At 63.9% G+C, this 25,207-nt stretch carries 20 protein-coding genes; 6 read left to right on the plus strand and 14 right to left on the minus strand.

All coding sequences use genetic code 11. The annotated features are described in order from the left end of the window. Position 1: 1 nt before the first annotated feature. Both ACVC5H_RS12925 and ACVC5H_RS12930 read right to left on the minus strand, forming a co-directional pair. Complete coding sequence (locus ACVC5H_RS12925) at positions 2-3,106, minus strand: efflux RND transporter permease subunit (protein ID WP_489618311.1); 3,105 nt, start codon at positions 3,104-3,106, stop codon at positions 2-4. Further along, positions 3,099-4,247, minus strand: coding sequence for an efflux RND transporter periplasmic adaptor subunit (locus tag ACVC5H_RS12930; RefSeq protein WP_489618312.1), 1,149 nt, complete (start codon positions 4,245-4,247; stop codon positions 3,099-3,101). Before ACVC5H_RS12930 ends, ACVC5H_RS12925 begins: the two co-directional genes overlap by 8 nt. A 253-nt stretch (positions 4,248-4,500) precedes the next feature. Between ACVC5H_RS12930 and ACVC5H_RS12935 the strand changes: the two genes are divergently transcribed. Both ACVC5H_RS12935 and ACVC5H_RS12940 read left to right on the plus strand, forming a co-directional pair. Beyond that, the gene (locus ACVC5H_RS12935; RefSeq protein WP_489618313.1) at positions 4,501-5,178 is read left to right on the plus strand and encodes a response regulator transcription factor; all 678 of its coding nucleotides are present in this window, start codon (positions 4,501-4,503) and stop codon (positions 5,176-5,178) included. Positions 5,179-5,180: 2 nt separating this feature from the next. Next, positions 5,181-6,587 (plus strand): sensor histidine kinase, encoded by a 1,407-nt coding sequence (locus ACVC5H_RS12940; protein WP_489618314.1) that lies wholly within the window; start codon positions 5,181-5,183, stop codon positions 6,585-6,587. A gap of 69 nt (positions 6,588-6,656) precedes the next feature. Here ACVC5H_RS12940 and ACVC5H_RS12945 read toward each other — a convergent pair whose 3' ends face one another. The 6 genes from ACVC5H_RS12945 to ACVC5H_RS12970 all read right to left on the minus strand — a co-directional run bounded on the left by ACVC5H_RS12945 (position 6,657) and on the right by ACVC5H_RS12970 (position 12,751). After that, positions 6,657-7,223 (minus strand): cytochrome b, encoded by a 567-nt coding sequence (locus ACVC5H_RS12945; protein ID WP_489618315.1) that lies wholly within the window; start codon positions 7,221-7,223, stop codon positions 6,657-6,659. 69 nt (positions 7,224-7,292) lie between these two features. Continuing rightward, positions 7,293-8,669 (minus strand): sensor histidine kinase, encoded by a 1,377-nt coding sequence (locus ACVC5H_RS12950; protein ID WP_489618316.1) that lies wholly within the window; start codon positions 8,667-8,669, stop codon positions 7,293-7,295. After that, on the minus strand, positions 8,666-9,346 hold the full coding sequence (locus ACVC5H_RS12955; RefSeq protein ID WP_489618317.1) for a response regulator transcription factor: 681 nt from the start codon (positions 9,344-9,346) through the stop codon (positions 8,666-8,668). The genes ACVC5H_RS12950 and ACVC5H_RS12955 overlap by 4 nt, the downstream gene beginning before the upstream one ends. A gap of 137 nt (positions 9,347-9,483) precedes the next feature. Continuing rightward, entirely contained in the window at positions 9,484-11,106 is a 1,623-nt protein-coding gene (locus ACVC5H_RS12960; RefSeq protein WP_489618318.1) for an ABC transporter substrate-binding protein, read from the minus strand. A gap of 146 nt (positions 11,107-11,252) precedes the next feature. Then, on the minus strand, positions 11,253-11,951 hold the full coding sequence (locus tag ACVC5H_RS12965) for an HAD-IA family hydrolase (RefSeq protein ID WP_489618319.1): 699 nt from the start codon (positions 11,949-11,951) through the stop codon (positions 11,253-11,255). Between the two features lie 494 nt (positions 11,952-12,445). Further along, positions 12,446-12,751, minus strand: coding sequence for a helix-turn-helix domain-containing protein (locus ACVC5H_RS12970; RefSeq protein ID WP_489618320.1), 306 nt, complete (start codon positions 12,749-12,751; stop codon positions 12,446-12,448). Between the two features lie 161 nt (positions 12,752-12,912). On the opposite strand from ACVC5H_RS12970, the gene ACVC5H_RS12975 reads away from it, so the two are divergent. After that, positions 12,913-13,212: a hypothetical protein gene (locus ACVC5H_RS12975; protein WP_489618321.1), complete on the plus strand. Its 300-nt coding sequence runs from the start codon at positions 12,913-12,915 to the stop codon at positions 13,210-13,212. Positions 13,213-13,267: 55 nt separating this feature from the next. Here ACVC5H_RS12975 and ACVC5H_RS12980 read toward each other — a convergent pair whose 3' ends face one another. From ACVC5H_RS12980 to ACVC5H_RS12995, 4 genes are all read right to left on the minus strand, one after another. Further along, positions 13,268-15,922: an EAL domain-containing protein gene (locus tag ACVC5H_RS12980; protein WP_489618322.1), complete on the minus strand. Its 2,655-nt coding sequence runs from the start codon at positions 15,920-15,922 to the stop codon at positions 13,268-13,270. 99 nt (positions 15,923-16,021) lie between these two features. Beyond that, positions 16,022-17,203, minus strand: coding sequence for an acyl-CoA dehydrogenase family protein (locus ACVC5H_RS12985; RefSeq protein ID WP_489618323.1), 1,182 nt, complete (start codon positions 17,201-17,203; stop codon positions 16,022-16,024). Positions 17,204-17,370: 167 nt separating this feature from the next. After that, the gene (locus tag ACVC5H_RS12990) at positions 17,371-18,732 is read right to left on the minus strand and encodes a metal-dependent hydrolase family protein (protein ID WP_489618324.1); all 1,362 of its coding nucleotides are present in this window, start codon (positions 18,730-18,732) and stop codon (positions 17,371-17,373) included. Between the two features lie 17 nt (positions 18,733-18,749). Next, positions 18,750-19,565 carry an alpha/beta fold hydrolase gene (locus tag ACVC5H_RS12995; RefSeq protein ID WP_489618325.1) on the minus strand — a complete coding sequence of 272 codons (816 nt, stop codon included), beginning with the start codon at positions 19,563-19,565 and terminating at the stop codon, positions 18,750-18,752. 343 nt (positions 19,566-19,908) lie between these two features. Here ACVC5H_RS12995 and ACVC5H_RS13000 point away from each other — a divergent pair, with 343 nt between their 5' ends. Then, positions 19,909-20,595, plus strand: a complete 687-nt coding sequence (locus ACVC5H_RS13000) for a GntR family transcriptional regulator (RefSeq protein WP_489618326.1) — start codon at positions 19,909-19,911, stop codon at positions 20,593-20,595. 78 nt (positions 20,596-20,673) lie between these two features. Here the strand turns inward: ACVC5H_RS13000 and ACVC5H_RS13005 are convergent, their stop codons facing one another. Together ACVC5H_RS13005 and ACVC5H_RS13010 are read right to left on the minus strand one after the other, a co-directional pair. After that, complete coding sequence (locus ACVC5H_RS13005; protein WP_489618327.1) at positions 20,674-21,261, minus strand: cysteine hydrolase family protein; 588 nt, start codon at positions 21,259-21,261, stop codon at positions 20,674-20,676. A gap of 124 nt (positions 21,262-21,385) precedes the next feature. Then, complete coding sequence (locus tag ACVC5H_RS13010; protein WP_489618328.1) at positions 21,386-22,762, minus strand: uracil-xanthine permease family protein; 1,377 nt, start codon at positions 22,760-22,762, stop codon at positions 21,386-21,388. A gap of 726 nt (positions 22,763-23,488) precedes the next feature. Here ACVC5H_RS13010 and ACVC5H_RS13015 point away from each other — a divergent pair. Beyond that, positions 23,489-24,655 (plus strand): FAD-dependent monooxygenase, encoded by a 1,167-nt coding sequence (locus ACVC5H_RS13015; protein WP_489618329.1) that lies wholly within the window; start codon positions 23,489-23,491, stop codon positions 24,653-24,655. A 107-nt stretch (positions 24,656-24,762) separates the two neighbouring features. Next, complete coding sequence (locus ACVC5H_RS13020; protein ID WP_489618330.1) at positions 24,763-25,176, plus strand: RidA family protein; 414 nt, start codon at positions 24,763-24,765, stop codon at positions 25,174-25,176. Positions 25,177-25,207: the final 31 nt, after the last annotated feature.

Raw genomic sequence — 25,207 nt, forward strand, 5'->3', positions numbered from 1 at the left:
CTCAGCGTGAGTTGGCATGGTCATCGGCGCTCGGCTCGGCAGGGCGCGCCAGCTTGGATTCGACCAGGTAGTACAAGGCTGGCAACAGCACCAGGGTCAGGATGGTGGCGCTCATCAGACCGCCCACCACCACGGTGGCCAGTGGCCGTTGCACGTCGCTGCCCAGGCCATGGGCGATGGCTGCCGGCACCAGGCCGAGCGCGGCGACGGTGGCGGTCATGAGCACCGGGCGCATCCGTTCCAGCGCACCGGAGATGACGGCCTCCCGCAACGGCAGCCCGGACTGGCCTACCCAGCGGTTCAGGTTGGACATCATGATGATGGCGTTCAGAACCGCCACCCCGAAGAGTGCAATGAAGCCCACCGCCGAGGAGACATTGAGCGTCATGTCGCGCAGATGCAAGGCGACCAGGCCGCCGAGGGTGGCCAGCGGCACGCACAGCAGGATCAGCGCAGGCTGGCGCAGGTTCTTGAACTCGGCAAAGAGCAGCACGAACATGAAGGCCAGCGCCATCGGCAGGATCAGCGCCAGGCGAGCCTGGGCGCGCTGCTGGTTCTCGAATTGACCGCCCCAGGCGATGTCGTAGCGGGTGTGGTCGTAATGCACCTGCTGGGCGATGCGGGCCTTGGCCTCATCCAGGAAGGAGGCCAGGTCGCGGCCGCGCAGGTTCAGGCGTACCGTCAGGTGGCGGCGGTTCATCTCGCGGGTGATGGTGGTTTCGCCATCTTCCATGGTGATGTGCGCCACCTGCGACAAGGCCACATGGGCGCCATTGGCCGCCACCAGCGTCAGGTTGCCGAGGGCCTCGGGGGTGGACCGGGCACGGTCGTTGAAGACCGCCGCCACGTTGTAGCTGCGCTCCTCGATGAAGACCTGCGTCACCGGACTGCCGCCGATGCCGGTCTGGATCAGCGCCATGATGTCGGCCACGTTGATGCCCAGCCGGGCCGCAGCGGCACGGTCGACGTTTACGCGCACCTGGGGCAGGCGCGGCTCCTGGTCGATGACCACATCGGCCGCACCCGGTACGTTCTGCAAGACTTCCTGCACCGAGGTGGCCAGCACACGCATTTCCTTGAAGTCGTTGCCAAAGATCTTGACGGCAAGGTCGCTGTGCGAGCCGGAGAGCTTGTCGAGCACACCGTCAATCATGGGCTGGGTGAAACCGACGTCGATGCCGGCCAGCTTCTTGTAGCGCTCGGCCATGTGGGCGATCAGTTCCTGTTTGGTCCAGCCGGAGGCCCACTGGTCATACGGATGCAAGGTCACCGCGCACTCGATGTGCGAGGGCGTGAAGGGATCGGTGCCATCGTCATTGCGGCCGACCTGGGTCACGATGTGCTCGACCTCGGGGAACTCCCGGGTGGCCGCGCGCAGGCGGTCGGCCAGTTCGCTGGCCTTGTCCAGCGAGACGCCGGGCGGCAGCTGGACTTGCAGCCAGATCGATCCTTCATCCAGATAAGGCAGGAAATCGCGCCCGATGGTGGCACCCAGCACGCCGATGGCGGCCAGGGTCAGCGCGGTCAGGGCCAGCACGAAGCGCGACTTGCCTACCAGCCGTCCCAGCACGCTGCGGTAACGCGGCTCCAGCCAGGCCAGCACCGGATTGTGGAAGACCTTGACCGGGCGGCGATAAGCCAGCCATGACAGGCCGGGCGTGAGCAGCAAGGCCACCAGCAGCGCGCCCACCAGGGCAAAGCCCACCGCAAAGGCCATCGGCGAGAAGAGCTTGTATTCGATGCGCTGGAAGGCGAACAGCGGCAGGTAGGCAATGATGATGACCAGCATGCCGAAGAAGATCGGCCGCGCCAGTTGGCGCATCAGTTGCAGGATGTCGGCCCCGGTGATTTCTCCTTGCGGGCGTTCTTCACGCAGGCGCAGCACGCTTTCCACCAGCACGATGGCGCCATCGACCAGGATGCCGAAGTCGATCGCCCCCAGCGAGAGCAGGTTGGCCGGGATCTTGAAGTGATGCATCAGGATGAAGGCCGTCAACAGCGACAGCGGGATGGTGATGGCCACGATGGCGGCCGCACGCGCACTGCCCAGGAACAGCAGGAGCACCAGCGAGACCATCACCATGCCCTCCATCAGGGTCTTGCCGACCGTATGGACGGTGGCCTCCACCAGCTTGCTGCGGTCGATGTAGGGCACGATCTTGACGTCCTTGGGCAGGATGTGGTCGTTCAGGTCCTGCACCGCCGCGTGCACACCCTCCATCACGCGCGAGGGGTTTTCGTTCTTGAGCAGCAGGGTGATGCCTTCGATGGCGTCGGACTGCCCGTCGATGCCCAGCACGCCGTGACGTTCCTGGTTGCCCAGCACCACGCGGCCGAGATCCTTGACCAGTACCGGCACGCCATTCTTTTGCGACACCACGACGTTGCCCAGGTCATCCAGGCTGCGGATGAGTCCGACGCCGCGGATCACCAGGCCCTGTTCACCACGCTGCATGATGCTGCCGCCGGCATTGGCGTTATTGGCCGAGATGGCCTGGCTGATCTGGTTCAGCGAGGTGTTGTACTTGATCAGCTTGGCCGGGTCCAGTTCCAGCATGAATTGCGTAGTCAGCCCGCCGAAGTTGGAGACGTCGACCACGCCCGGCACCTGCTTCAGGCGCGGAATCACCTTCCAGAACTGCAGCTCGGAGAGTTCGCGCAGGTCGCGTGTCTTCGATTGCAGGGTATAGCGGTAGATTTCGCCGATGGGCGAGGTCAGCGAATCCAGCCCCGGCTGGGCGCCGTAGGGCAGGGTGACGGCGGAGATGCGCTCCTGCAGGCGCTGGCGCGACCAGTAATCCTCGGCGCCATCATTGAAGACCACGGTGATGAGCGACAGGCCGAAGGTACTTTCCGAACGCATCACGTGCATGCCCGGCGTGCCCATGATCTGGCGTTCCAGCGGAATGGTGATCTGCTGTTCCACTTCTTCGGCGGCCAGGCCGTTGACCTGGGTGACCACCTGCGAGGTGACGTCGGCGATGTCGGGATAGGCTTCCAGGGGCAACTGGTTCCAGCAGTACCAGCCATAGAGTCCAGCCAGCAGGAACACCAGCTGGACGATGCCGCGCCGCTGGAAGCAGAGGGTGACGAGACGTTCAATCATTGAGCAGCACTCCATCCTTGATGACCACGCGGTCTCCGGAAGCCAGACCGGCGGTGACCTCGACCTCGTTGCCGATCTGCGCACCGAGGCTGATCTTGCGGGCCTCGAACTTCCACGGCGCCACTTCCACGAAGACGCGATTGGCAAAACCGCTTTGCACCACCGCTGTCATCGGTACCAGCAAACCGGGACGGGCCGGCTCGCGCAGGGTGGCCTGGGCGAACATGCCGGGCTTGAGCCGGCCATCGGGATTGGCGGCCAGCATGCGGACTTTCACGGTACGGGTATCCGGGTCCAGCACCTGGGCCACCGATTGCACCTTGGACTGCAGTACCTGGCCGGGATAGGCGTCCAGCGCCAGTTCGGCATCCTGGCCGACCTTCAGGCGCGCCAGGTCTTTCTCCTGGGCGCTGGCGCTGACGTAGACCGAGGACAGGTCGGCCACCGTCATCACCGAGGCCGTGGTGTCGTTCCAGAAGCTGCCCACGGCGGCGTTCAGTTCGATCACATGGCCGCTGACCGGCGCACGCACTGCCAGCGGCGCAGCGCTGCCGGCACCTGCCGAGCCGCCCAGCGCGGCCACACGGGCCTGGGCGCGGGTGGCTTCGCTGTCGGCTTGTTCATAATCGCTCTGGGCCTGCTCCAGGTCGCGCCGCGCGGAGATGTTGGCCTGGTCCAGGCTGCGCTGGCGTTCCAGGTTGCGGCGCGCCAGGGTCAGGGCCGCCTGGGCCTTGCGGGCGTCGCTGACGGCCTGGCCCAGGTCCGAGGACTCGATCTCGAAGAGCACCTCACCGGCCTTGACCGCATCGCCCAGGCGCTTCTGCAGATGCACGATGCGCCCGGTGGTGGGCGGCAGGATCTTGGCCAGCCGTGCCGGATCGGCTTCGACCACGGCGGGCAGGCTGAAGGGGATGGCCATGGCGTGTTCTTCGATCAGGCCGGTCTTGAGGCTGCTGCGCAAGGCCGACTCGGGCGGGATGACGATGGTCTCGCCCTCGTGGGTCAGGACGGGACTGGCCGCAGGATTGGGCTTGACCTCGCCGGCCATGAGCGGCAGGGTGCCGCGCACGGCGATGGCAAGCAATGCGGCTGCGCCGAGCAGGGCGACGCCGCCTCTGCGCGTAGAGATTCGGATTTTCATGGTGGCACCGTGGACTGTGCGGTTGAGGGAGGAGCGGGGTGCTCCGTAGCGGTCATGCCGCTCTCGATGTTGCTGTCGGTGTTGCGATGTTCTTCAGCCCAGGCCAAAGGACCGTCGCCCTTTTGGTTGCGCTGCAAAAAACGTCGCTATCATAGGAGGGCTGGGTCTGGCTGTTTCTGAATCTTTCTTCAGAAAGCGGGCCGGTACCTCATGGTTTAATCCCGATCTCGACGACGCACGTGAATGGAAAGGTATGCAGATCCTGCTGGTGGAAGACGACAAGAAAGCCGCACGGCTGCTGGCCCAGGGCTTGCAGGAAGAGGGCTTCACGGTGACGGTTGCCTACAGTGCCGAAGAGGCGCTGGAGCATCTGGCGCAGCCGTTCGACGTCGCCATCTTCGACCGCATGCTGCCCGGCATGGACGGTCTGGCGCTGTGCCAGCGCGTGCGACAGTCCCAGGTTTCCTGGCCGGTCCTGATGCTGACGGCGCGCGACGCCCTGGGCGAGAAGGTCGAGGGCTTGCAGGCCGGTGTCGACGATTACCTGGCCAAGCCATTCGCCTTCGAGGAATTGCTGGCGCGCCTGCACGCCTTGCTGCGCCGGCCGCGCCAGTTGCAGGTCCTGCACCTGCAACTGGCCGATCTGCGCATCGACCTGCTGGCCCATGAGGTCATGCGCGATGGCCAGCGGCTGGACCTGACGCAGAAGGAATATGCCGTGCTGGTCCTGCTGGTCCGCTGCAGCGGCCAGGTGGTCAGCCGCCAGCAACTGGCCGAGGAAGTCTGGCATGCCGACCTGATCGCCATCGACAACCTGATCGACGTCCACATCAAGAACCTGCGCCGCAAGCTCGAAGCGGATGGCCGCCCCGCTCTGATCGAAACCCTGCGCGGCCAGGGCTTTCGCATGCGTAGCGACGGAGGGCAATAAGCATGGGTTTTCGCCGGCGCCTGCTCCTGGTGCATCTGATGGCGGTGGTGCTGATCGTCACCTGTGCGGCGGCAGCGGGGTGGTGGCTGCTCTCGCAATCGGTGCTGGGTCAGCTCGACGCTGCGCTGCTGGCGCTGGGTGAAACCGAAGCGGGCCTGCTGGTGGAGGGGGCACCCGAGGCCATCCAGGTGCATGAGCCGCGCCCCGGGACGGCACCGCCCTCTCTGGTACGGCTGGACCGGCTGGTGCAGATCATCAATGCCGACGGCACCGTACTGGCGCGCAGCAACAATCTGGGCGCGGGCACGCTGCCGGTCTCGGCGGATTTGCTCAAAAGCCTGGAACGCGGCCAGACCGTCTTCGATACGCTGCCGCACGCCAGCGAAGAACCCCTGCGCATGGTCTCGGTCCCGGTGCGGCTGGGTGAGCACAGGTATGCCGTGCTGGTGGCGGGTTCACTGGATGACGCCGACCGCACCCTGGATTCGGCGGCGCTGCTGTTCGGCGGCCTGGCCGTGGCGCTGTTGGCGGCACTGGCGGCGGCCGGGGCCATCCTGACCGGGCGGCTCTTTGGAACGGTCGAGCGCATCGCCGCCCAGGCGCGCCGCATCAGTGATGCCAGCCTGGGCGAGCGGCTGGCCGATCCCGGCAGCGACGACGAGATCGGCCACCTGGTCGAAACCCTCAATTCGATGCTGGGACGGCTGCAGCGCGCCTTCGAGCTGCAGCGCAATTTCACCGCCAACGCAGCCCATGAGATCCGTTCTCCCTTGTCGCGCCTGCGTACCGAGATCGAATTGTCGCTACGCCGGCCACGCACGCCCGAGGAGCACGTCGCCACCCTGCAATCCTGCCTGGAAGAAGTGGTCGGCCTGACCAGCATGGTCGAGGAACTGCTGCAACTGGCGCGCCTGGATGCCGGCCAGGAAAGCCGGCAGCCCGAGTCCGTCGCGCTGGACGCCCTGACCCGCGAAGCCATGGCCAGGTGGGAAGGCAGTGCGGCGGCCCGCGGCATCGAGCTGATCCTGCATGCCCCGCAGACGGTCGAGGCGTGCGTGGGCGAGCGTGCCGCGATGCTGGTGCTGAACAATCTGCTGGACAACGCCATCAAGTTTTCCGCACCGGATTCGGCCGTCGAGCTCAGGGTGAACGCCGAGGCCGGCGGGGCCGCGCTGGAGGTGCTGGACCGTGGCCCCGGCATTGCCAGTGCGGACCAGGAGCAACTGTTCGAGCGCTTCTATCGCGGACGCGCCTCCCGGCAAGGGCAAACCAGCGGCGCCGGACTGGGCCTGGCCATCGTGCGCTCGGTGCTGGACGGCTATGGCGCCACCATCACCCTCAACAACCGCAACGATGGACCGGGAGCCGCCTGCCGGCTTCACTTTCCGGGCAGGGCACCTGGTCCGTAAGGCCGATCCCGGGAAGAAAAAAGCCCGGCAGATGGCCGGGCAGTGAAGGTTTTGGCGATTTTGCGGGAATCAGCGCTTTTCCGATGAACGCAAGGACATGCGCTGCAGGATGGGCATACGGTCAAAGAACTGATGCCACAAGGCCCCCAGCACATGCAGCCCGACCAGGAAATAGACGGCATCGCCCATGAACTCATGGACTTCCTTGATGGGGCCGCGCAGGGCCATGTCCTTGGCCAAGATCACCGGCAGGGTCATGCCGAAGAACACCACGTCGCGGCCACCGGCCTGGGTGAAGAGGATGCCGGTGATGGGCAGGCCGATCATGACGGCATACAGCAGCAGGTGAACGGCATGCGCCCCCAGTTGCTGCAGGCGCGGCAGCGGCAGCTCGGGCGGCACGCCCAGCATCTTGCGCGCGATCAGGCGTACCACCACCAGGATCAGCACCAGTTGGCCGGCATGCATGTGCACGGTACGCAGCAGGTCGCGCAGGGGATCCCCCTTGGGGATGCCATCGCGGTATTCGATGGTGGCCAGCGCCACTACGAACAGCAGGAAGATCAGCCAGTGCAGCGCGGCCGAAAGAGGGTGATAGCGGGTGCCTTGCCCGAGGGCGTGCTCGGTATTGTTCATCTGGGTTCCCAAGTGAAAAAGAATCTGCGCGATGGTACGCCAGGAAACTTAGTGCAGCATTAGCCTGGGTCAAGAAATTTCTCGTGACGCGGCCGGAATGTCCAGCAGCACGCGCAATCCCGTCTGCGTCTCTTCATCGGTCGCCAGCAAGCGAACCACGATCCCCAGCCTGGCCGCCACCGATTGCACGATGGCCAGGCCCAGGCCAGCACCGGGGGTGGCGGCCGGATCGAGGCGGTGGAAGGGCTGGAACACCCGTTCCCGTTCGCTGGCCGGGATGCCGGGGCCGTTGTCGATGATTTCCATGCGCACGTAACCGGGCGGCGTTTCCTTTGCCTCAGCCAGCGTCAAGCTGACGCATCCGCCCGCGGGCGTATAGCGGATGGCGTTGTCAATCAGGTTGCCCAGCAGCAAGCCCAGCTCCAGCGCATTGGTCTGCACTACCGCCTCCAGCGGTCCATCGACGCCCAGATCGATGTTCTTCTCCTGGGCCAGCGGCAGCAGGTCTTCCAGCACCGGACGCACGACCTCGCGTAGCCCCTGGCGGCTGCGCGACGACATACCGGTCCGGTCTTGCGCCTGCACGCGCGCCAGCGCCAGCAGTTGGGTGACCAGCGTTCGCGCCCGCTGCAGTCCTTGTTCCAGGCGCTGCAGGCGCTCACGGGCGGTGTCGGACAGCTCACTCTGCTGCAGCCGTTCTGCCTGCAACGACAACGCCGCCAGGGGCGTGCGCAATTCATGGGCGGCATCGGCCACGAAGCGCCGTTGCGCCGCCATGGCGCCTTGCACACGGGCCAGCAGGCGATTGATGGCGTCGACGAAAGGACTGATTTCGGCGGGCAGGTCGGCGGTGGCCAGCGGGTCGAGCTGGTCGTCGCGGCGCTGGTCGATCTCGTGGCGCAGGCGGGCCAGGGGCGCGAAGAGCCTGCGCATGATGCGCTGGAGTGCCAGCAGCAGCACCGGCACCAGGATCAGCACCGGGATCAGCGCACGCCAGGCGCTGCGCGTGGCGATGCCGTCGCGCACATCGGTTTCCTGCGCCAGGGCGATGCGCCGGCCCGAGGGCAGGGTCTGGACATAAACGCGGAAGCCCTCATGGAACATGGAGACCGTCTGGAAACCATCGTGCAAGCCTTCCGGCAGTGGCAGTGCCGCCCTTGGCGGCCTGGGCGTGCCGGGTCCGGGCAGCCATTGCACGCTGATGCGCGATTCGTGGTCGGCACCGGGATAGCTGCCCACGGCGCCATCGTCGGGCAGCGTGCCACCCAGGTTGGCGATCAGCACGCCCACTTGCAGCAACAGGTCATCCTGCATGCGGATGGAATCGCGATAGGCGCTGACGAAGCCGAAACCGCCAGCGCCCAGGGCCACCAGCAGGATGGCCAGCGTCAGCGCCAGCGACAGGCGTGCTTGCAGGGACCGCTGTAGGGTGCGCAGGCGCTTCATCGCCGCACCGCTTCACGGGTGACCATCCAGCCCATGCCGCGCACGTTCTTGATGGCCTCGCGGTCCAGTTTCTTGCGCAAGGCATGGATGAGGAATTCGACGGCATTGCTTTCCACCTCTTCGCCCCAGCCGTAGATGCGTTCTTCGAGCTCACTGCGCGAAAGGATGGCACCGGGGCGGTGCATCAGCGCCTGCAGCAAGGCGAATTCGCGCGCCGACAGCGCCACCGGTGGCTGGTCTTGCCAGCGTGCGGTCTTCTCGGCCAGGTCCAGGGCCAGGTCGCCATTGTCCAGCACTACCGTGGCCGCGCCCGACTTGCGCCGCAGCACCGCGCGCAGGCGCGCCAGCAGTTCGCCCATGGCGAAGGGCTTGAGGAGGTAATCGTCGGCGCCGCTGTCGAGTCCATCGATCCGGTCCTGCACGCCGTCGCGGGCAGTCAGGATCAGCACCGGGGTGGCCGCATTCGGCGGCAACTGGCGCAAGCGGCGCAGCACGGACAGGCCATCAGCGCCGGGCAGGCCCAGGTCCAGCAGCACGGCGTCGTAGTCCTGCCGGGCCAGTGCGGCCAGCGCCAGCGCGCCATCGCGCACCCAGTCGGCGGCATAGCCCGCATCCTTCAAGGCTGCGCGCACTTCCTCGCCGATCATGGCGTCATCTTCCACCAGCAGTATTCTCATCGCTTGCCCCGCTCCCTGGGTCTGTCCGGACGGCGATAGAGTCTAAGGCAAAAGCGCGGCCGTGTGCCTGAATGCTGACGGGGCGCTGCCAACACTGGCCAGCGCCCCGTCGTCTGAAACAGCTTGTATGGATCAGATCAAGCGTCCAGCCATACATGCTCGGCAAACGAATAACCCATCATGCCGCCCAGCGGAATCGGCGAGAGTCCCTTCAACTTGCTGCTATAGCCATCCAGGCTGGCCAGGAACATGGGGATGCCGATCCCGGCCTCGTTATGGATGATGGTTTGCATGTCTGCATACATCTGTTTGCGTTTGCTGACATCGATCTCGGCGCGTGCCGCTGCGAGCAGTTGGTCGAATTTCTCGCTCTTGAAGCGCGATTCGTTCCAGGCCGCCTGCGACTGGAAGAACTGCGTGAGCAAGACATCGGCGCTGGGGCGCGGATTGACGTTGCCAAAGCCGACCGGGTTGTTGAGCCACTGGTTGGACCAGTAGCCTTCCGGCGGCATGCGCTTGAGTTCCAGTTCCAGCCCGATGCGCTGGGCGGTCTGCTGCAGCACCGTGGCGATATCGACCGAATACATGGCCGCTACCGAACAGACCATCGGCACCTTGCCGGTCACGCCCGATTTCTGCAGGTGATACCTGGCCTTGTCCAGGTCCATCTGGCGCTGCGGCAGGCCGGCCAGGTAGAAGGGATTGGTCGGATCGATCGGTTGGTCATTGCCCAGCACGGCATGGCCGCGCGCGATGTTCTTGCGCATCAGTTCGCGGTCCATCAGGTATTTCATGGCCAGCACGAAATCGGGATTGCTGCCGGGGCCGACGTCCTTGCGCAGGATCAGGTCGGTATAGGCGCCGGACTGGGTTTCCAGTATCGCAAAGCCGGGGCTGCCCTTGATCCGCTCGATGGAGCGCGGATTGAGGTTGGCCACCAGATCCAGAGCGCCCGAGAGCAGCGCATTGACGCGCGCATTCTCGTCGCCGATGCCGACGAACTCGATTTCATCCAGATAGGGCTTGCCGGGCTTCCAGTAATTGTCGTTGCGCACCACCACCGAGCGGATGCCGGGGCTGAATTCCTTGAGCTTGTAGGGGCCGGTGCCGATGCCGGTGCTGAAATCGGTGGTCCCGGCCTTCACGATGTGGAAGTGGAAGGTACCGACGATGACCGGCAGATCGGCATTCGGGGCGGACAGGGTGACGGTCACTTCATAGGGGCCGGTTTCCTTGACGCTCTCGATCTGGTCGGCCAGGGTCTTGGCCTTGGAGGCCGTGGCCGGGTCCTTGTGGCGCATCAGCGAGAACACCACGTCCGCCGGCGTGAGCGCCTTGCCGTCATGGAAGGTGACACCACGGCGCAGCTTGAACACCCAGACCCTGGCATCCTTGCTGGCGAAGGACTCGGCCAGGGCCGGTTGCGGCGTGAGGCTGGCGTCCAGCGCGGTCAGGCCGTTGTAGAGCATGGTGCCGCGCGAGTAGTCGGTCTTGTTGGATTGCTTGGCCGGGTCCAGCGTATCGCTGACCGAAGCGGTATCACCGCCCACGCGCAGCTTGCCGCCACGGCGCGGAGTCTGGGCGTAGGCACTGGCGGCGCTGGCGGCAAGGCTGCCGGCCAGCGTGGCCTGCATGCCGCCGGCCAGCAGGATTTTGAGGAGATCGCGCCGGCTGGCGCCGCGTTTCATGCTTTCCATCAGGCCGGCTGTGTCGCCGGCGCTGAGGAGGAGGTCGTGTTTGTTCTTGCTGTTGTCGTCCATGTTGCTGCTCCCTTGGGTGGTTGAGGCGTGAGGGGACAGGCGGGCCTCGGGGGAGGGGCTGCCTGGGCTCGGATGAACTGATGCAAGCTGGCACCGCGCCGGGTGCCAGGTGATACGGGCTCTGCGGCCCGCTGAGGAGGAAGGGCTTATTGGCCCGCTTCTACCGCATCGGCCAGTTGGGCCAGCGTGTGGAAGTGGTAATCCGGGACCGTATGTTCGGAGGCGATGGTGCCGCCCGGGCTGGACTTGCCGTGACGGCGCTCGATCCAGCAGGTGGTGATGCCCAGGCGCATGGAGACGCCGATGTCGTGGTACTGGCTTTGCGCCACGTGCAGGTTGTCGGCCTGGCGATAGCCCCACTGGCCTTCGAAGCGGCCACGTGCGTAGGCAAAATATTGCGGATCGGGTTTTTCGTAGAGAGCGTCGTCGCAGCTCAGCAGCAGGTCAAAAGGCTCGCCCAGCGTACGTGCAAAGTGCGCCAGGGCCCAGGTCTGGGCATTGGTCATGGTGACCAGCTTGAAATGCTTGCGCAGGCGCTGCAGGGCCTCGACCGAATCCGGGAAGGCCGGCCAGCGGGCCACCGAATCGCGCAGGCCGCGCGCCAGTTCCGGCGTGTCGGGCAGGCCCAGGCCCGGGGCGATGACATGCCAGCAGCGCTCCAGATCGTCCGGATACCAGCCGGTGTTGCCATCACTGCGGGCGGCGCGGTAGGCCGCCAGGAAATCTTCGTCCGAGATCTTGCTCTCGGGGGCGGCCTGGCGCAGGTAGGCCAGCATGCCGCCTTCGAAATCGATGAGAGTGCCTACGACGTCAAACGTGAGTACCTTGAAGTCCTTCAACGGCATGTCTTGCTCCAGAAAAGGGAATGGCAGTGGGAGGGGGGCATAGCCACACAAGCATGCGCTTGCGCTATGGCCTCCAGAATACGGGCGCGCGCGCCAGCGCTTGATGCAAAGTGGGCCGCTCAAACCGCACAGAATTTTTTTCTGGGGGGCTGCCACGGCATGGTGTGGCAGTCGTTCTTTACATCGATGCAGATTGAAATGCGCTGCCGGGCGCTGGCGTACGGGACGCAAGCTTGCCTGCAATGAAGGGAGCAGGGTTGGGAGGCGTTGAGGCGGGTGAACTACGGGAAAGCGCAGGGACAGGCAGGAAAGCAGATGAGTCCCCCCCGAGCTGCCGGCGCCGCGCTATGCGGTCCGATCTTTTTCCCCCCTCCAGGGTGACTCATCCACAGCCGCGATTCTAGCTGTGCTCGCCTGTAAAGAAACTAGTCCAATTGGACTGGATGGGCGAAATACCACGATGGCCTGCCCGTGTGCGGGCCGCTGCCGGCCGCTCAGAGATCCCGGTCACCGCCTGATGGCTGCTCGCTGCGCAGCTGCTGCAGCCTTTCAGGGTGGTTGAGCAGCAACTCCACCTCCGGGAGTACCTGCAGGGCGTCCAGCACCACGATCAAACCGCCGATGGACACCCCGGGGTCGCCCCGCTCCAGTCTGCCCAAGGTAGAGCGGTGGATGCGGGTGATCTGTTCCAGTTCCGACAAGGACAGCTTGCGCGCCTTGCGGGCGCGGCGGATGCGCCGGCCGAGGTTGACCAGGGTGTCATGGACAGGGGGCTTGAGGAAGTCAGCATGTTGGCGCATGGGCATCAATGTGGGTTTTCTAATCTGAATGGTCCGGCGTCGCGGTCGTGGTCGAAGGGCCTGCGCAGTGCCGCAGCTTGTCGATGTTGAAATCAGGAAACTCCTGATGGCAGAGCTGGCGGCACCGTCCTATCTTGAGCCTCATAAGAGGGAGGGAGACCATGTGTACCAATGCCATGCGCATCGCGCGGCGCCACCTGGGCATCATCGTGCGGCTGTGCGAGATGTCCGAGCAGGATGAGCCCATCGGCGAACTGGTGCGGGCCACCGTGCGCAACTGCCTCCTGGCCATGCATACGGCCGGTACCGAGCCGATGGAAGCGGCGGAGATCATCGAACAACTGCTGCAGCATGAGCTGGCGACCCTTCCGGCCGAACGCGACAAATGCCGCAAGGTGCTGGAAGCCGCCCATCTGCATGCCGAATACCTGACCATGGCCGAGCGGCGCGCCACTCACTGACCCTCGGCGTGTGCCGGTTCAGGCGCGAGCGTGACCGAACGTCTCGCTGCCTGGCTCAATCCAGTCCGTCGAACTGCTCCGCCGGCACCGGCCTGCCAAACAGATAGCCCTGATAGCGCGTACAGCCCAGCGAGGCCAGGAACTGCTGCTGCTCGCGGGTTTCCACGCCTTCGGCGATCACTTCCAGTCCCAGCGCATCAGCCAGGGTGATGATGCTCTTGGCGATGGCCACGTCGCTGGGCGCAAACAAGAGTTCGCGCACGAAAGACTGGTCGATCTTGAGCTGGTCAATCGGCAGGCGCTTCAGGAGCGACAACGAGGAATATCCCGTGCCGAAATCATCCAGCGACAGCCCCAGGCCGTGGTGCTTCAGCTCCAGCATCTTGTCGATGGTGGCCTGCACGTCATCGACCATGGCCGATTCGGTCAATTCCAGCTTGAGGTGGCCGGGATCGGCACCGGTTTCCTGCAGCGTGGCGAGGACGCCTTGCACGAAATCCGGATGGTGTATCTGGACCGCGCTGACGTTGACGGCGATCACGATAGGCTGGCGGTTGCCCTTCCGGTTCCAGCGCACCGACTGGCGGCAAGCTTGCTGGAACACCCACTGGCCCAGTGTCAGGATCAATCCCGATGCCTCGGCCACCGGAATGAAGAGGGCCGGCGAGACGCTGCCACGGAATGGACTGTTCCAGCGTGCCAGCGCTTCCACGCCGATCAGGCGGCCGGCCTGGTCACGTTGCGGCTGGTAATGCAGCAGGAATTCGGGGCTGCCGATGGCGCGCCGCAGGTCGCTTTCCAGGCCGGTCCGGAAATGCAGGGCATGCTCCATCTGCTGATCAAACAGGCAGTAGGTGTTGCGTCCCTTCTGCTTGGCTGCGTACATGGCCAGGTCACCCTGGCGCAGCAGGTCTTCGACGCTGGCACCTGGTGCATGCATCAGAGTAACACCGACCGAACAGGTGGCGAAATGACTGATCCCGCTCAAGTCGAAGCGTTGCTCCATGGCGGCGATGATGCGCTGGGCGAACTCGCTGGGGCTGTCTTGCTCGCAGGTTTGCGGTGACGTGGAGCGTTCCAGCAGCACCACGAATTCATCCCCGCCCAGGCGTGCGACCAGCCCCTTCGGGCCGGCCAGCTGCTGCAGGCGCCGGGCGATCTGACACAGCAGTTGATCGCCGATGGAGTGGCCCAGAGCATCGTTGAGATCCTTGAAATTGTCGATATCGACGAAGAACAGGGCTGCCGTCGGATCGGCCTGCTGGCTGGCGGCGGCGATCTTCTCCAGTAACATGCGCCGGTTGGGCAGTCCCGTGAGCGGGTCATAGAAGGCCAGCTGGCGGGTTTCTTCCTGCAGGCGCTTATGGCTGCTGATGTCGATCTGGGTACCGACGTAATGCGTCACCTCGCCCTGCGGATCGGCCACGGCGGTCAGCGTGAGCAGGGCGCAGTAGGAGTGGCCGTCCTTGCGGCTCACCTGCAGTTCACCCTGCCACTGCCCATCCCGCTGGACCTGCGCCCACAGCGCGGCGCGATAGTCCCCGCTCTGCGAGTCGTGCTGGCAGGGGGGCATGCCTTCGGCGGGCAGCTCATGCTGCTGATAACCGGTCAGCGCGATGAAGGCGGCATTGGCATCGAGCACCTTGCGTCCGGCATCCATCACCCAGATCGCCTCGGAAGAATGGAAGGCAGCGGCGGCCACGCGCAGCGAGAGTTCGCTTTGCTTCAGGGAATCGGTACGGCGCGCCACTTCGCGGCGCAGATAGGCGGCGATCAGCAGGGTGCACGCCAGCAGCACCAGGGCGCCGCCCAGCAGCCACCATAAGTAGAGGGGGATGGCCGTCTCGCCGCGCCCCCATTTGCGCAGGATCTGGAAATAGACGGAACCCGGATCGGCCTGCCATTGAGAGAGCGCGCCGTCAATCGCTGCCAGCACTTCAGGCGGCTGCTGCCGGCCGCTGACGAAGAACAGTTTCACCGGCTGGAACACGATGCTGGTATCGGCCAGCTGGTAGCGGTCGGCCAGCATGTCACCGGCTTGTTGGCTGGCAATGACGCCGTCGAGCTCGCCAGCGGAGACCTGCTTGAAGCCGGTCTCGATATTCTGCAGCGGCACCAGTTGGACCTTGATGCCGGAATTGTCGACCAGGCTGCGGAAATAATTGGCCTGCACCGAGTTTTCCAGCAGGCCGATCTTCTTGTTCTTGAGATCGAAGACCGAATTGATCACCACGGCGCGGTTGCGATACAGGATGGACCAGCTGTAGAGCGCCGGCACGGCCGGGAACTGCAGTACCCTGGCACGCTGCTCGCTCCAGGCTACGTCCGGCAGGAGGTCGATCTGGCCGCTTTCGACCTGCTGCAGGCAGGCTTGCCACTCGCAGGGGACGAAGCGCAACTGCCAGTGTTCACGCTCGGCAATCAGGCGGATCAGGTCGATGTGCAATCCCGTGGCCGTGCCATCGCCATCAAAGAAGATCTTGGGCGGATTCTGGTAAACGCCGACCGTCAGCAGCTTGCCCGGCGTCTGCGTGGAAGTCTGTGCCTGGGCTGCCATCATGGCACTGCAGCTGAGCAGCAGCCACAGCATGGCCAGCAGGCCATGCCAGCGTAAGGACGGGCCGCGCGCACGGCGGCATGCAGGCCGGCCCGTACCCGCGCGCGACAGCCTGCCCCCTGCCGCAGCCACAGTGGGTACTGGAATCTTCATGTTGCCTGCGTTTTCCCCTGATTGGTTTTTTGTCTACTTTATAGAACATCAAGACAAATGAAAACCTTTATCGGCGCAGGCTTTATGGAGTGAACGTACTTAGAAGAAACCCTGGGTCGGCAGCCTGACCTCATTCACGCTCAGGTTGCCCAGCGCATAGGCCTTGTGCGAGGTCGGGTTGTGGGTGGAGATGGTGCGGATGTTGCGCCAGTGGCGATCCAGGTTGAACTGGGTCAACGTGGCCGACGCTCCGGCGATGTCGAACAGCGCAGTTGCCGCGTGGTGGGCGATGCGGTCCACCGTGATCTTGGCCTTGGCCGCAGCGGCGGCGGCATCTTGCAGGCGATCATCGGCATCGGCAGCGTTGGCCTTCAAGGCGGCATAGGCACGGTCGGCTTCGGCGGCGGCAGCCAGCACCACGGCGCGGGTGGCGAAGGCATCGGCCTCGCGCTCGCCCAGGGCGGTCAGCAGGATGGGGTCTTGCGCTGCCGATGGGGTGGGGGCGTAGTAGTAGTTACGCTTGCGCTTGCCCAGCAGGGTGGCGGCATCGCGGGCGACGGCCGTGACCACGCCGGCGATCACCGAGGTCAGGAAAAGTTGGGCGATGGTCGAACCGAATACGGCCTGGCGCGCCGGCACGTCATCGGGCAAGACCACTTCGTCGGCGGCCACCACCACGTTCTGGAACACAGTGGTGCCGCTGCCGGTGAGGCGCTGGCCCATGCCGAACCAGTCGTCAACGGTCTGTACGCCTTCGCGCTGGCGCGGCAGCAGCACGACAGCGCGACGGCCATCCTCGACCGAGACGGTCACGTGCAGCCAATCCGCAAAGAGCGAACCGGTGGAATAGAACTTCTGACCATTGAGCACGTAGTGGTCGCCCTGGCGCAGCAGCCGCGTGGCCAGCGGCGCATTGCCGCCGATCTGGGGCTGGCCCAGTTCGGTATGGGAGGCGCCGATCAGGTCTCCTGCTCTGACCCGCTCGCGCAGGCGCTCGACGCCGGCATGCTGCAGGGGGGCATTGAGCAGCCGTTCCAGCGCCACGTGGTGATTGCGCCAGATGTGGGCAATGTTCGGGTCGGCCGCGCCAAGCTGGATGGCTGTATCGAGCGTTTCCACCAGCGTGGCACCGCCACCGCCGTAGTCGGCATCGAGCCGGCCGGCACCGAAACCGGTGGCCTTGATGTCGGCGATCACGTCGAAGGGTTGTTCGCGTTGGGCATCACGCCGGGCGGCGCCGTCGGCGATGCGTTGCAGGAGGTCGGAAGAAATTGTGCTCATGGGGTGGTATCTGAAGAGGTCCTCAGGTCGGCCTTGCGCCGGATGGCAAGGATGAGGACATCATAGGGGCACCACGCACAGGGCCAAACTGCGAAATTCTTCTTAGCTTGCGCGGTGGGCGCATAGTGGCTCATCCTCCCTCCCCAGAACCGGATTGCGTGCTTCTCTCAATTCCGGTTGAGAATGCCCGCCCCCGTCAGATCATCGAATTCATAAAGTCCATCCAGGAAGATCTTGGTTCGCTCATACCACTTGCGCTTGCGTGGGGCCGGCGGCGTGCGGTCGATGGGCTGGCCGCCTTTGAAGATGTAATCGAAGCGTTTGGGGAATTGCAGCAGGCGGATGTCCCGGCTCGGATCTCCCGGGACCACCAGCAGGTCGGCAAAACGCCCTGCCTCGATCTTGCCCACTTCGTGACCATAGCGCCTGAGCAGCCGGGTGGCCGCCAGTGTATTGGCGTGGATCGCCTGCAGCGGAGTCATGCCCAGCAGCTGCACCAGGATCTCCATTTCCTTGGCGTGCCATTGTCCGTACGGTACCGGCGACCAGCCGCTCTCGCTGCCGGCGATGATGGGGACGCCGGCTTTCCACGCGCGCGAGAGATTCTCGGCGGCAGCGTCGATTTCGCGCTGAAAGGCACTTTTGCCCGAAGCGCCGGCCTGTTCCGGATTGGCATTGACCAGATTGACCAGCAGCGTCAACGTGGGAGTGATGACGACATCATTCTTCAGGCAAGCCTCGATGCCTTCGTCGTCGATGTAGGAGGCGTGAAACAGGTTGTCGAAGCCGGCGCGTGCCGCATCCAGCGCCGCATCGCGGGAACGGGCATGGGTGCTGACGATGCGGCCCAGCCGGTGCGCTTCATCGGCGATCAGCTTGAGCTCCTCGAAGGTAAAGGCCGAGGCGCCCAGCGCATCAGGCGTGATCAGATTGTCGTTGGAGCCGGAGACCTTGATGGCGTCCACCTCTTCCTTGACCTGCAGGCGAATGGCCTCGATCAGGTCATCCTTGTTCTTGACCAGTACCGCACTCTGTCCGGCCGGAAACTCCATCCAGCTTGGGAAGGAGTCCTCCAGGCCCTGGTGATTGGTGATCTGCTTGCCCGATACCGTCAAGCGTGGCCCTTCGAACATGCCGGTATCGATGGCATCTCGTACGGCCTGGGCCACGTTGTAGGTGGTGGCGGCATCGAAGCAGCTGGTCACGCCGGCCTGGAGGATTTTCCTGGCGTAATACATGGCCTTGAGGGTGCGGAATTCCGGCGGGGTGTAGAGGGCGTTTTCCTCCTCTGAACGTGACTCGCCAAAGGAAATGTGGATGTGCCCGTCAATCAGTCCGGGCAGGATCGAACGGTCCGGCAGTGCAATGACTTCGTAATCGCCCTCGTTGTATTGCGGTGACAACTGCGCAGCGGTGCCCACCCACTGGATGCGCTCGCCTTCGACCACGACTGCGCCCTGTTCAATGGGTGGCGTGAGGGAGCCGTCGATGACGCGGCCTTTGAGCAGGTAGCCTTTTTTCGCTTGCATGGGGAAGCCTTTCGCTATCAGTTCAGATGGGTGGCCATGAAGTCCCTGGCCAGGGCGAGGAAAGTGGCGGAGCGCTCGAACGCGACGGAGTGGGAGCATCCGCCCAGCAGCACGACATCGGCGCGGGGCAGGGCTTGCGCGATCTGGTGCGAGCATGCGGGCGGGAAGGCGCGGTCTTCGCGTCCATGCAGCAGTTGTACGGGACACTGCACGGCCGCCAGCGTAGCGGCGTCGAGCATGGCTGCGTCGGCATACTGCTGCTTGTCACCGGCGAACATGGCATCGAAATAGTCGGCATAGCCGGGGGCGAAAACCACAGGTTCGCGCGCGGCCAGGTAGGCTTCGTCGATGACGGTGGTGTCGTAGATGATGCCGCAGAGGGTCTGTACCAGTTGCTCGCGGTTGCGCGGTCCGGTCCATACCTGACGGGTCAGTGCATTGACCTCGAATTGCCCCCCCATCGTCCCGGTCGTGAAGACGGCGGCGATACGCGGATCACGCGCGGCCAGCGCCAGCGCCAGCGAACCGGACAGCGAATGCCCGATGACGCCCACGCGCTGGCCTGGTATGCGCGCCAGCATCGCCTGCGCCTGACGTACCCACATCGGATAGTCGAAATAGGGCGGTGCGGGTTTGCGCCCGCTTTTGCCAAAACCGATGAGATCCATGGCGAACAGTTCGAAATCTTCTGACAGGCGATCCATCACGCTACGCCAGTTGCCAAGGCTGGAAGCCCCCGGTCCGGAGCCGTGCAGCATCAGCAGCGGGCGGCCTTGTCCGGCGTGGTAGTAGTGCACGGGAATATCTTCAAACTCGAAGGTGTCTTCAGTCATTGCGCTCTGTTCTCCGGAAAGGTGGATGTGGCGGAAGGTTTTTCCATCGATTCCGCCATCGCTCGAAAATCAATAAAATTCCATATTGAATAATTTATACAAAAAATAATTCCGAGCCAAATCCATGGGTATCGGTATCTTCAAACGTGCATTGCTGGCCTGAAATGGGGCAAGGAATGCGATATAAAGTGCCACAAGCGGGACTTTCATCCGCACTCGGTGCATTCTTGTCTCGTATCCACAAGCCGACAGCAATTTCCGCGCCAGAAAAGACTTACTTATTTTATACAATGCTGATGGCGGGCCGTGCTAGAATCTCCCATCCCGTTTACCAGGTGCTGGTATGCAAAACTCCCTCAATGGCGCCAATGCCCTGTCGCTGCCTGAAATCGTCTACCGTGAATTGCGCAATGCCATCCTCAATGGGGTCTTCAGCCCCGGCCAGGTCTTGCGCCAGGAGGAGGTCGCACAGCGCCTGGGAGTGAGCCGCAGTCCGCTGCGCGAGGCGCTGCCGCGACTGGAGGCGGAGGGGATGGTGATCCTGCAGCCGCGCCGCGGCTATGCCGTGGCCTCGCTGGACCGGGACGAGATCAGCGAGGTGTTCGACCTGCGCCGCCTCCTTGAAAGCGAACTGGCGCGCCATGCCATCGCTCGCCGCAACGAGGGCGACATTGCCCGCGTCTACGGCATCATCAGCCAGATGGCCGGCCTGACCGACAAGTCCAGTGACGAGGACGTCGCCCACTGGTTCGAGTTGAACCAGAAATTCCATACGGCCCTGCTGGCCCCGGCCGCTCGCCCGCATACCATGCGGGCCTTCCAGAACCTGCGCGGCATCATCGAGCCCTACATCCGTACCGAAGTCCGCCTGACCGGCGACATGCAGCAGGCGCAGCAGGAACATTCCCAACTGGCTCAGGCCTTTGTCAATGGCGACACTGACACCTTCGTCGGCCTGATCATCGCCCATTCCGAAAATACCCGCACACGGCTGCTGCAGGGGCTGGCCGACCATCCTCATCGCGAATGACAGCCGTCATCCTTCTGTCCGGCAGCACTGCAGGGCAGAAGGGTAGCCACTCTTGCGCCATGTACTGTGCCGGCTGTTTCAATATCCCGGCGCTTGCCAGGCCCGCAGCAATTCGGCTGATTCCACCACCAGTCCCAGATGTAGCGACATCATGTGCAGCGCTGCCGCTTCCAGTGACGGGTCAGTCCCGCGTACCAGATCGCGCGGCACGATGACCTTGTAGCCCAGGTTGCAGGCATCGAAGGCGGCGTTGAGGATGCAGCAGTCGGCCATGATGCCGTCGAGCACCACAGTGGCGATGCGCTGGTTGCGCAACAGGAAATCCAGGTCGGTCGGATAGAAGGCCGAAAGCCGCCGCTTGTTGGCGACCTTCATGTCTTCGGGCAGCACTTCGGTCACCCATTCGGTCCAGCGTGACCCCTCCATGGCATGTTCGGCCGCATTCGGAATCGGCCCCACGTGCAAGGGGAAGGTGCGCCGCCAGGCAGCCGGCAAGCCGTTGAGGTCATCCACCCCGCCAGGTCTGAGCACCGCCTTGACGTGGATGATGCGCACGCCTGCCGCGCGGGCGGACCGGTGAAAGCGATCAATGGGCTGCACGATCTCGCGGCCGCGCGGCGCCGGGCAGGGGCAGTCCGGGCTATCCTCCAGATGGCCGCGATGCATGTCGATGGAGATGACGGCGGTGTGGGCTGGATCGAGATAGTCATCGAAGGCATGGCCGAGGTCGATGGTCTTGTCGTAGACATTGGCTTTGATGATGGTCTCCTGTTGCGGTCAGTGAATGATCTCAGTGCTGCACCGGCGACGAGGCTGCTGGCTCGCCGACCGCCATGCCGTCAGCGCGTGAGCGCGCCATCCAGGGGCGGGCGACATGGTTGATCAGGATGTGCAATACCACCAGCAGCACGGTACCCAGCATCATCGGCTTGAGGAAGCTGGACACCGCCGGCGACAGCTTGCCCAGCAGATCGGCTGGTACGTGGGTCACGCCCAGCGCGATGATGAAGGAGGGGGCCGCTACGGCAATGTTGAGCTCATCCCAGTCCACTTTGGCCAGCATCTGGATACCACTGACGGCGATGATGCCGAAGAGGATGGTGGAGGCCGCCGCGAGCACGCAGGGCGGCAGGCCGGCGATGAGCAGTGCCAGCTTGGGCAGGAAGCTCAGCGCCAGGGCGAATGCTCCGGCCACCAATGTGACGCGGCGGCTGGCCACGCGGCTGACCTTGATGATGCCGACGTTTTCCGGATAGGAAGTGGTCCCCAGGCCGCCGAACAGTGCACCGACACAGCAGCCGAAGAACTCCGAGAACAGCCCGCGATGCACGCGACCGATGGGCATGTCCTGTCCGCCCCAGCGCGCCAGCAGCGAATAGATGCCCATGGCTTCCACGCCCGCATGCAGAAAGGCCAGCATCATCAGCACGACCATCGGCCAGGCGACACCGAAACCGAACGGCAGCAGTCGCGGCAGATCCAGCACGCTGGCGCTGGCCAGGCTGGGCAGGCTCCAATAGCCGGTCATCCATGCCACCAGGGTGCCGCCGATGATGCCCCAGAGCAGGGAGCCCTTGCGTACCAGCGTCTTGCCCCCGAATACCATGCAGGCCACGATGATGAGCGCGGTGACGACGGCAATCTGGAAACTCTGCGCACCATAGCTTGGGCTGCCCGGGATGCCGAACCAGCCGGACAGGCCGACATCGGCCAGGCTGGCACCGACGATCACCAGCAGCGTCCCGAACACCACAGGCGAGGCCACGAACCTGGCGAGGCGTCCGAGAATGCCGAGGTTGCCCAGGGGGATGGTGAGCAGCATGAAAATCGCACCTGCCACGACCATCGATCCAAAGGTGGCCGCCAGGCCGTAGGTGGCGCCGCCGGTGAGCACCGCGATGAAGAACGCTCCCGTGGGACCCTGCACGACGGGTAGCTTCAGGATGCGGCTCGATTGCAGGATGGTCACCAGTCCGGTGGTGAAAAAGCAGGCCTGGATGATCCAGCTGACCGCCTGTGCATCCAGATGGAGAATCTGGCCGATCAGCACCGGGAATACCCAGATCCCCGTGAGGGCCAGCAGATGCTGGAAACCAAAGAGGAGGGTGCTTGGCTTGCTGACGTTATCTTCGATGGAAACGTCCAGCTTCATGTCATCGTGTTGCATGAGATGCCTTTCATGGTGTGAGGGCGGAGCGACCCGTGGAGGTGCCGCTGCCCGGACGGCGAGGGGATTGGTACGTACCGGATGTTGCCAAAGCTGCCTGATGTGCCTGGCGCCGCGCACCCGTCACACGGTGCGATCTGATGACGCCCGGCTGAATGCAAGTCGTGTGCCTGTCTGATCGATATCTGCCCTCCCGAAAAGAAGATATCCAATTTGCATAATGTATAAAAATAATATTTCGGTGCAAAACCCGGCCTTGTTACCGTGAGTGGTCGCATCTGGTTCGCGCCTTCCCCGGTTTGGTGCAGTGCGTCCATGCGCCCGAGGCATCCCGGCCGGTCCTTCGGCAGTGAGCATAATTCATGCCAAATAATAAAAGTTATACATTATTCAAAGTGTGGAGCTTGGGACTTAGCGCCGGGAAAGGCCCACACTGGCGGGAATGCCGTAGATATCATCGGAGAGGCTCGGCATCCTGTCATTTAAATTGTATAAAGTATGTAATCTGGCATGTCTCTTGCTGATTCGGGATCGCTGTCGGCCGCCGTCGCGAAAATCGGCGGCCGAGTTGCGGCAGCGGATCCTGATCGCCATGACAGCAGGGATATCTGGAACTCTCCGATTTTCGGATTCCCGCTGAATAAAGAATGCAAGAAGCATTTATCCGATTGCCGGCATCCAGGATCCCGATAGAGGTTTGATGAACTACTTCCAAGGAGCAGACCAATGGCAAGAATCGCTGTAGTGGGAGCGGGCATGGGTGGGTTGGCGCTGGCCGCCGCCATGCGCGGTAGCCGGCATGAGGTGACGGTCTATGAGCAGGCCGCGGAGCTGGCCGAACTCGGTGCCGGCATTTCCTTGTGGGCCAACGGTACGCGGCTGTTTGAAGAGATGGGGATCGCCGACCGGATGGCACAGCGTTCTTGCGAAACCGAGGCCGCCTATTTCCGCAATGAGGATGGCAGCATCGCCGCGCAGCAGGCGTTGGGGCGCGACCGCTGGTATCGCCGCGCCTTTGGCCACCCTTACTACGGCGCGCTGCGCACGGATTTGCAGGCGGCACTGCTGGATGTCATCGGACGCGACACCATCCGCTTGGGCAAGCAATTGCAGCACCTCGATGACAGCGGTGAGCAGGCCAGCCTCTACTGGGCCGACGAAACCGTCGATACGGCCGATCTGGTCATCGGTGCCGATGGCATCAAGTCGGTCGTGCGCAAGCTGGTCGAACCGGATGCCCGTCCGCTCTATACCCGCAGCAGTGCCTTTCGCGGGTTGGCCAGGACCAGGGAACTGGATCTCTTGCCGGAGCCACACTGCTTTACCGACTGGATGGGGGAGGGACTGCATGTCCTGAACTTCCCTGTCGGTCCGGATTTCGAGTTCACCACGATCGTGGTCTTTGTCGATGGTCCGGAGCAGTGGCCGCACACCAGCTGGCGTATTCCCGCCGATCCTGCGGAGATTCGCGGGCGCTTCGCGGGCTGGCATCCGGCCGTCGCGCAATTGCTGGAGCACGTCAATCTGTCGGAGCGATGGGGCCTGCATCAAGTCAGCAAGATGGATCGCTGGCATCGCGGCCGCGTGGTACTCCTCGGAGATGCCGCCCACGGCATGCTGCCGCACCATGGCCAGGGAGCGATCTCTTCCTTCGAGGATGCGGTCACGCTGGCACACATCCTCGACGATGACACCCTGGATGGACTGTCCGCCAAACTGGCGTGTTATGAGCGCCTGCGCAAGCCGCGCGGTGAACGCATCCAGCAGTCCTCCTTCAATCTCAATGCCTGCCTGCATCTGCCGCCGGGGCCCTTGCGCGAGCAGCGCCGACAGGTGCTGGCAAGGCTGCCGGAGCAATTTGCCTGGCTGCACAGCTATGTCTGTCGTGAGTGAGAGGTCCGCCACCGCACCCATCGAAACGTATCACGCCAGGATGGCAAGCCGCCGGCCAGCCATCTGTCTAGCGGGATGGCACCCGCCCTAACCAGAGAGAAACCGTCATGACCCATCACGTCACCTACGTCAATCCAGAGGGCGCCGCCCCTGCACAAGGTTTGTATTCGCATGCCACCCGTGTGGAACGCGGCACGCTCTTTTACATAGCCGGACAACTGGCCGTCGGCGCCGATGGCGGCGTCGTCGGCAGGAATGATTTCACTGCGCAGTTCCGCCAGGTCTTCAGCAATCTCGGCGACGTGCTCAAGGGGATGGGACTGGGTTTTGGCGATATCGCCAAATTCAATACCTACCTGGTGCATTCGCAGGATATCGATACCTTCATGCAGTTGCGCGCCGAGCTCTTCCCAAGTCTGTGGGAAGACCGTATCTACCCGCCCAACACACTCCTGGTGGTGGACCGCATGGTGAAGGAAGACTTCCTGATCGAGGTCGAAGCTGTCGCCGTCAAGGGCTGATCCGCAACATGACGATTTCTCCGAGAAGGAA

The organism is Herbaspirillum sp. Her3, assembly GCF_057961275.1.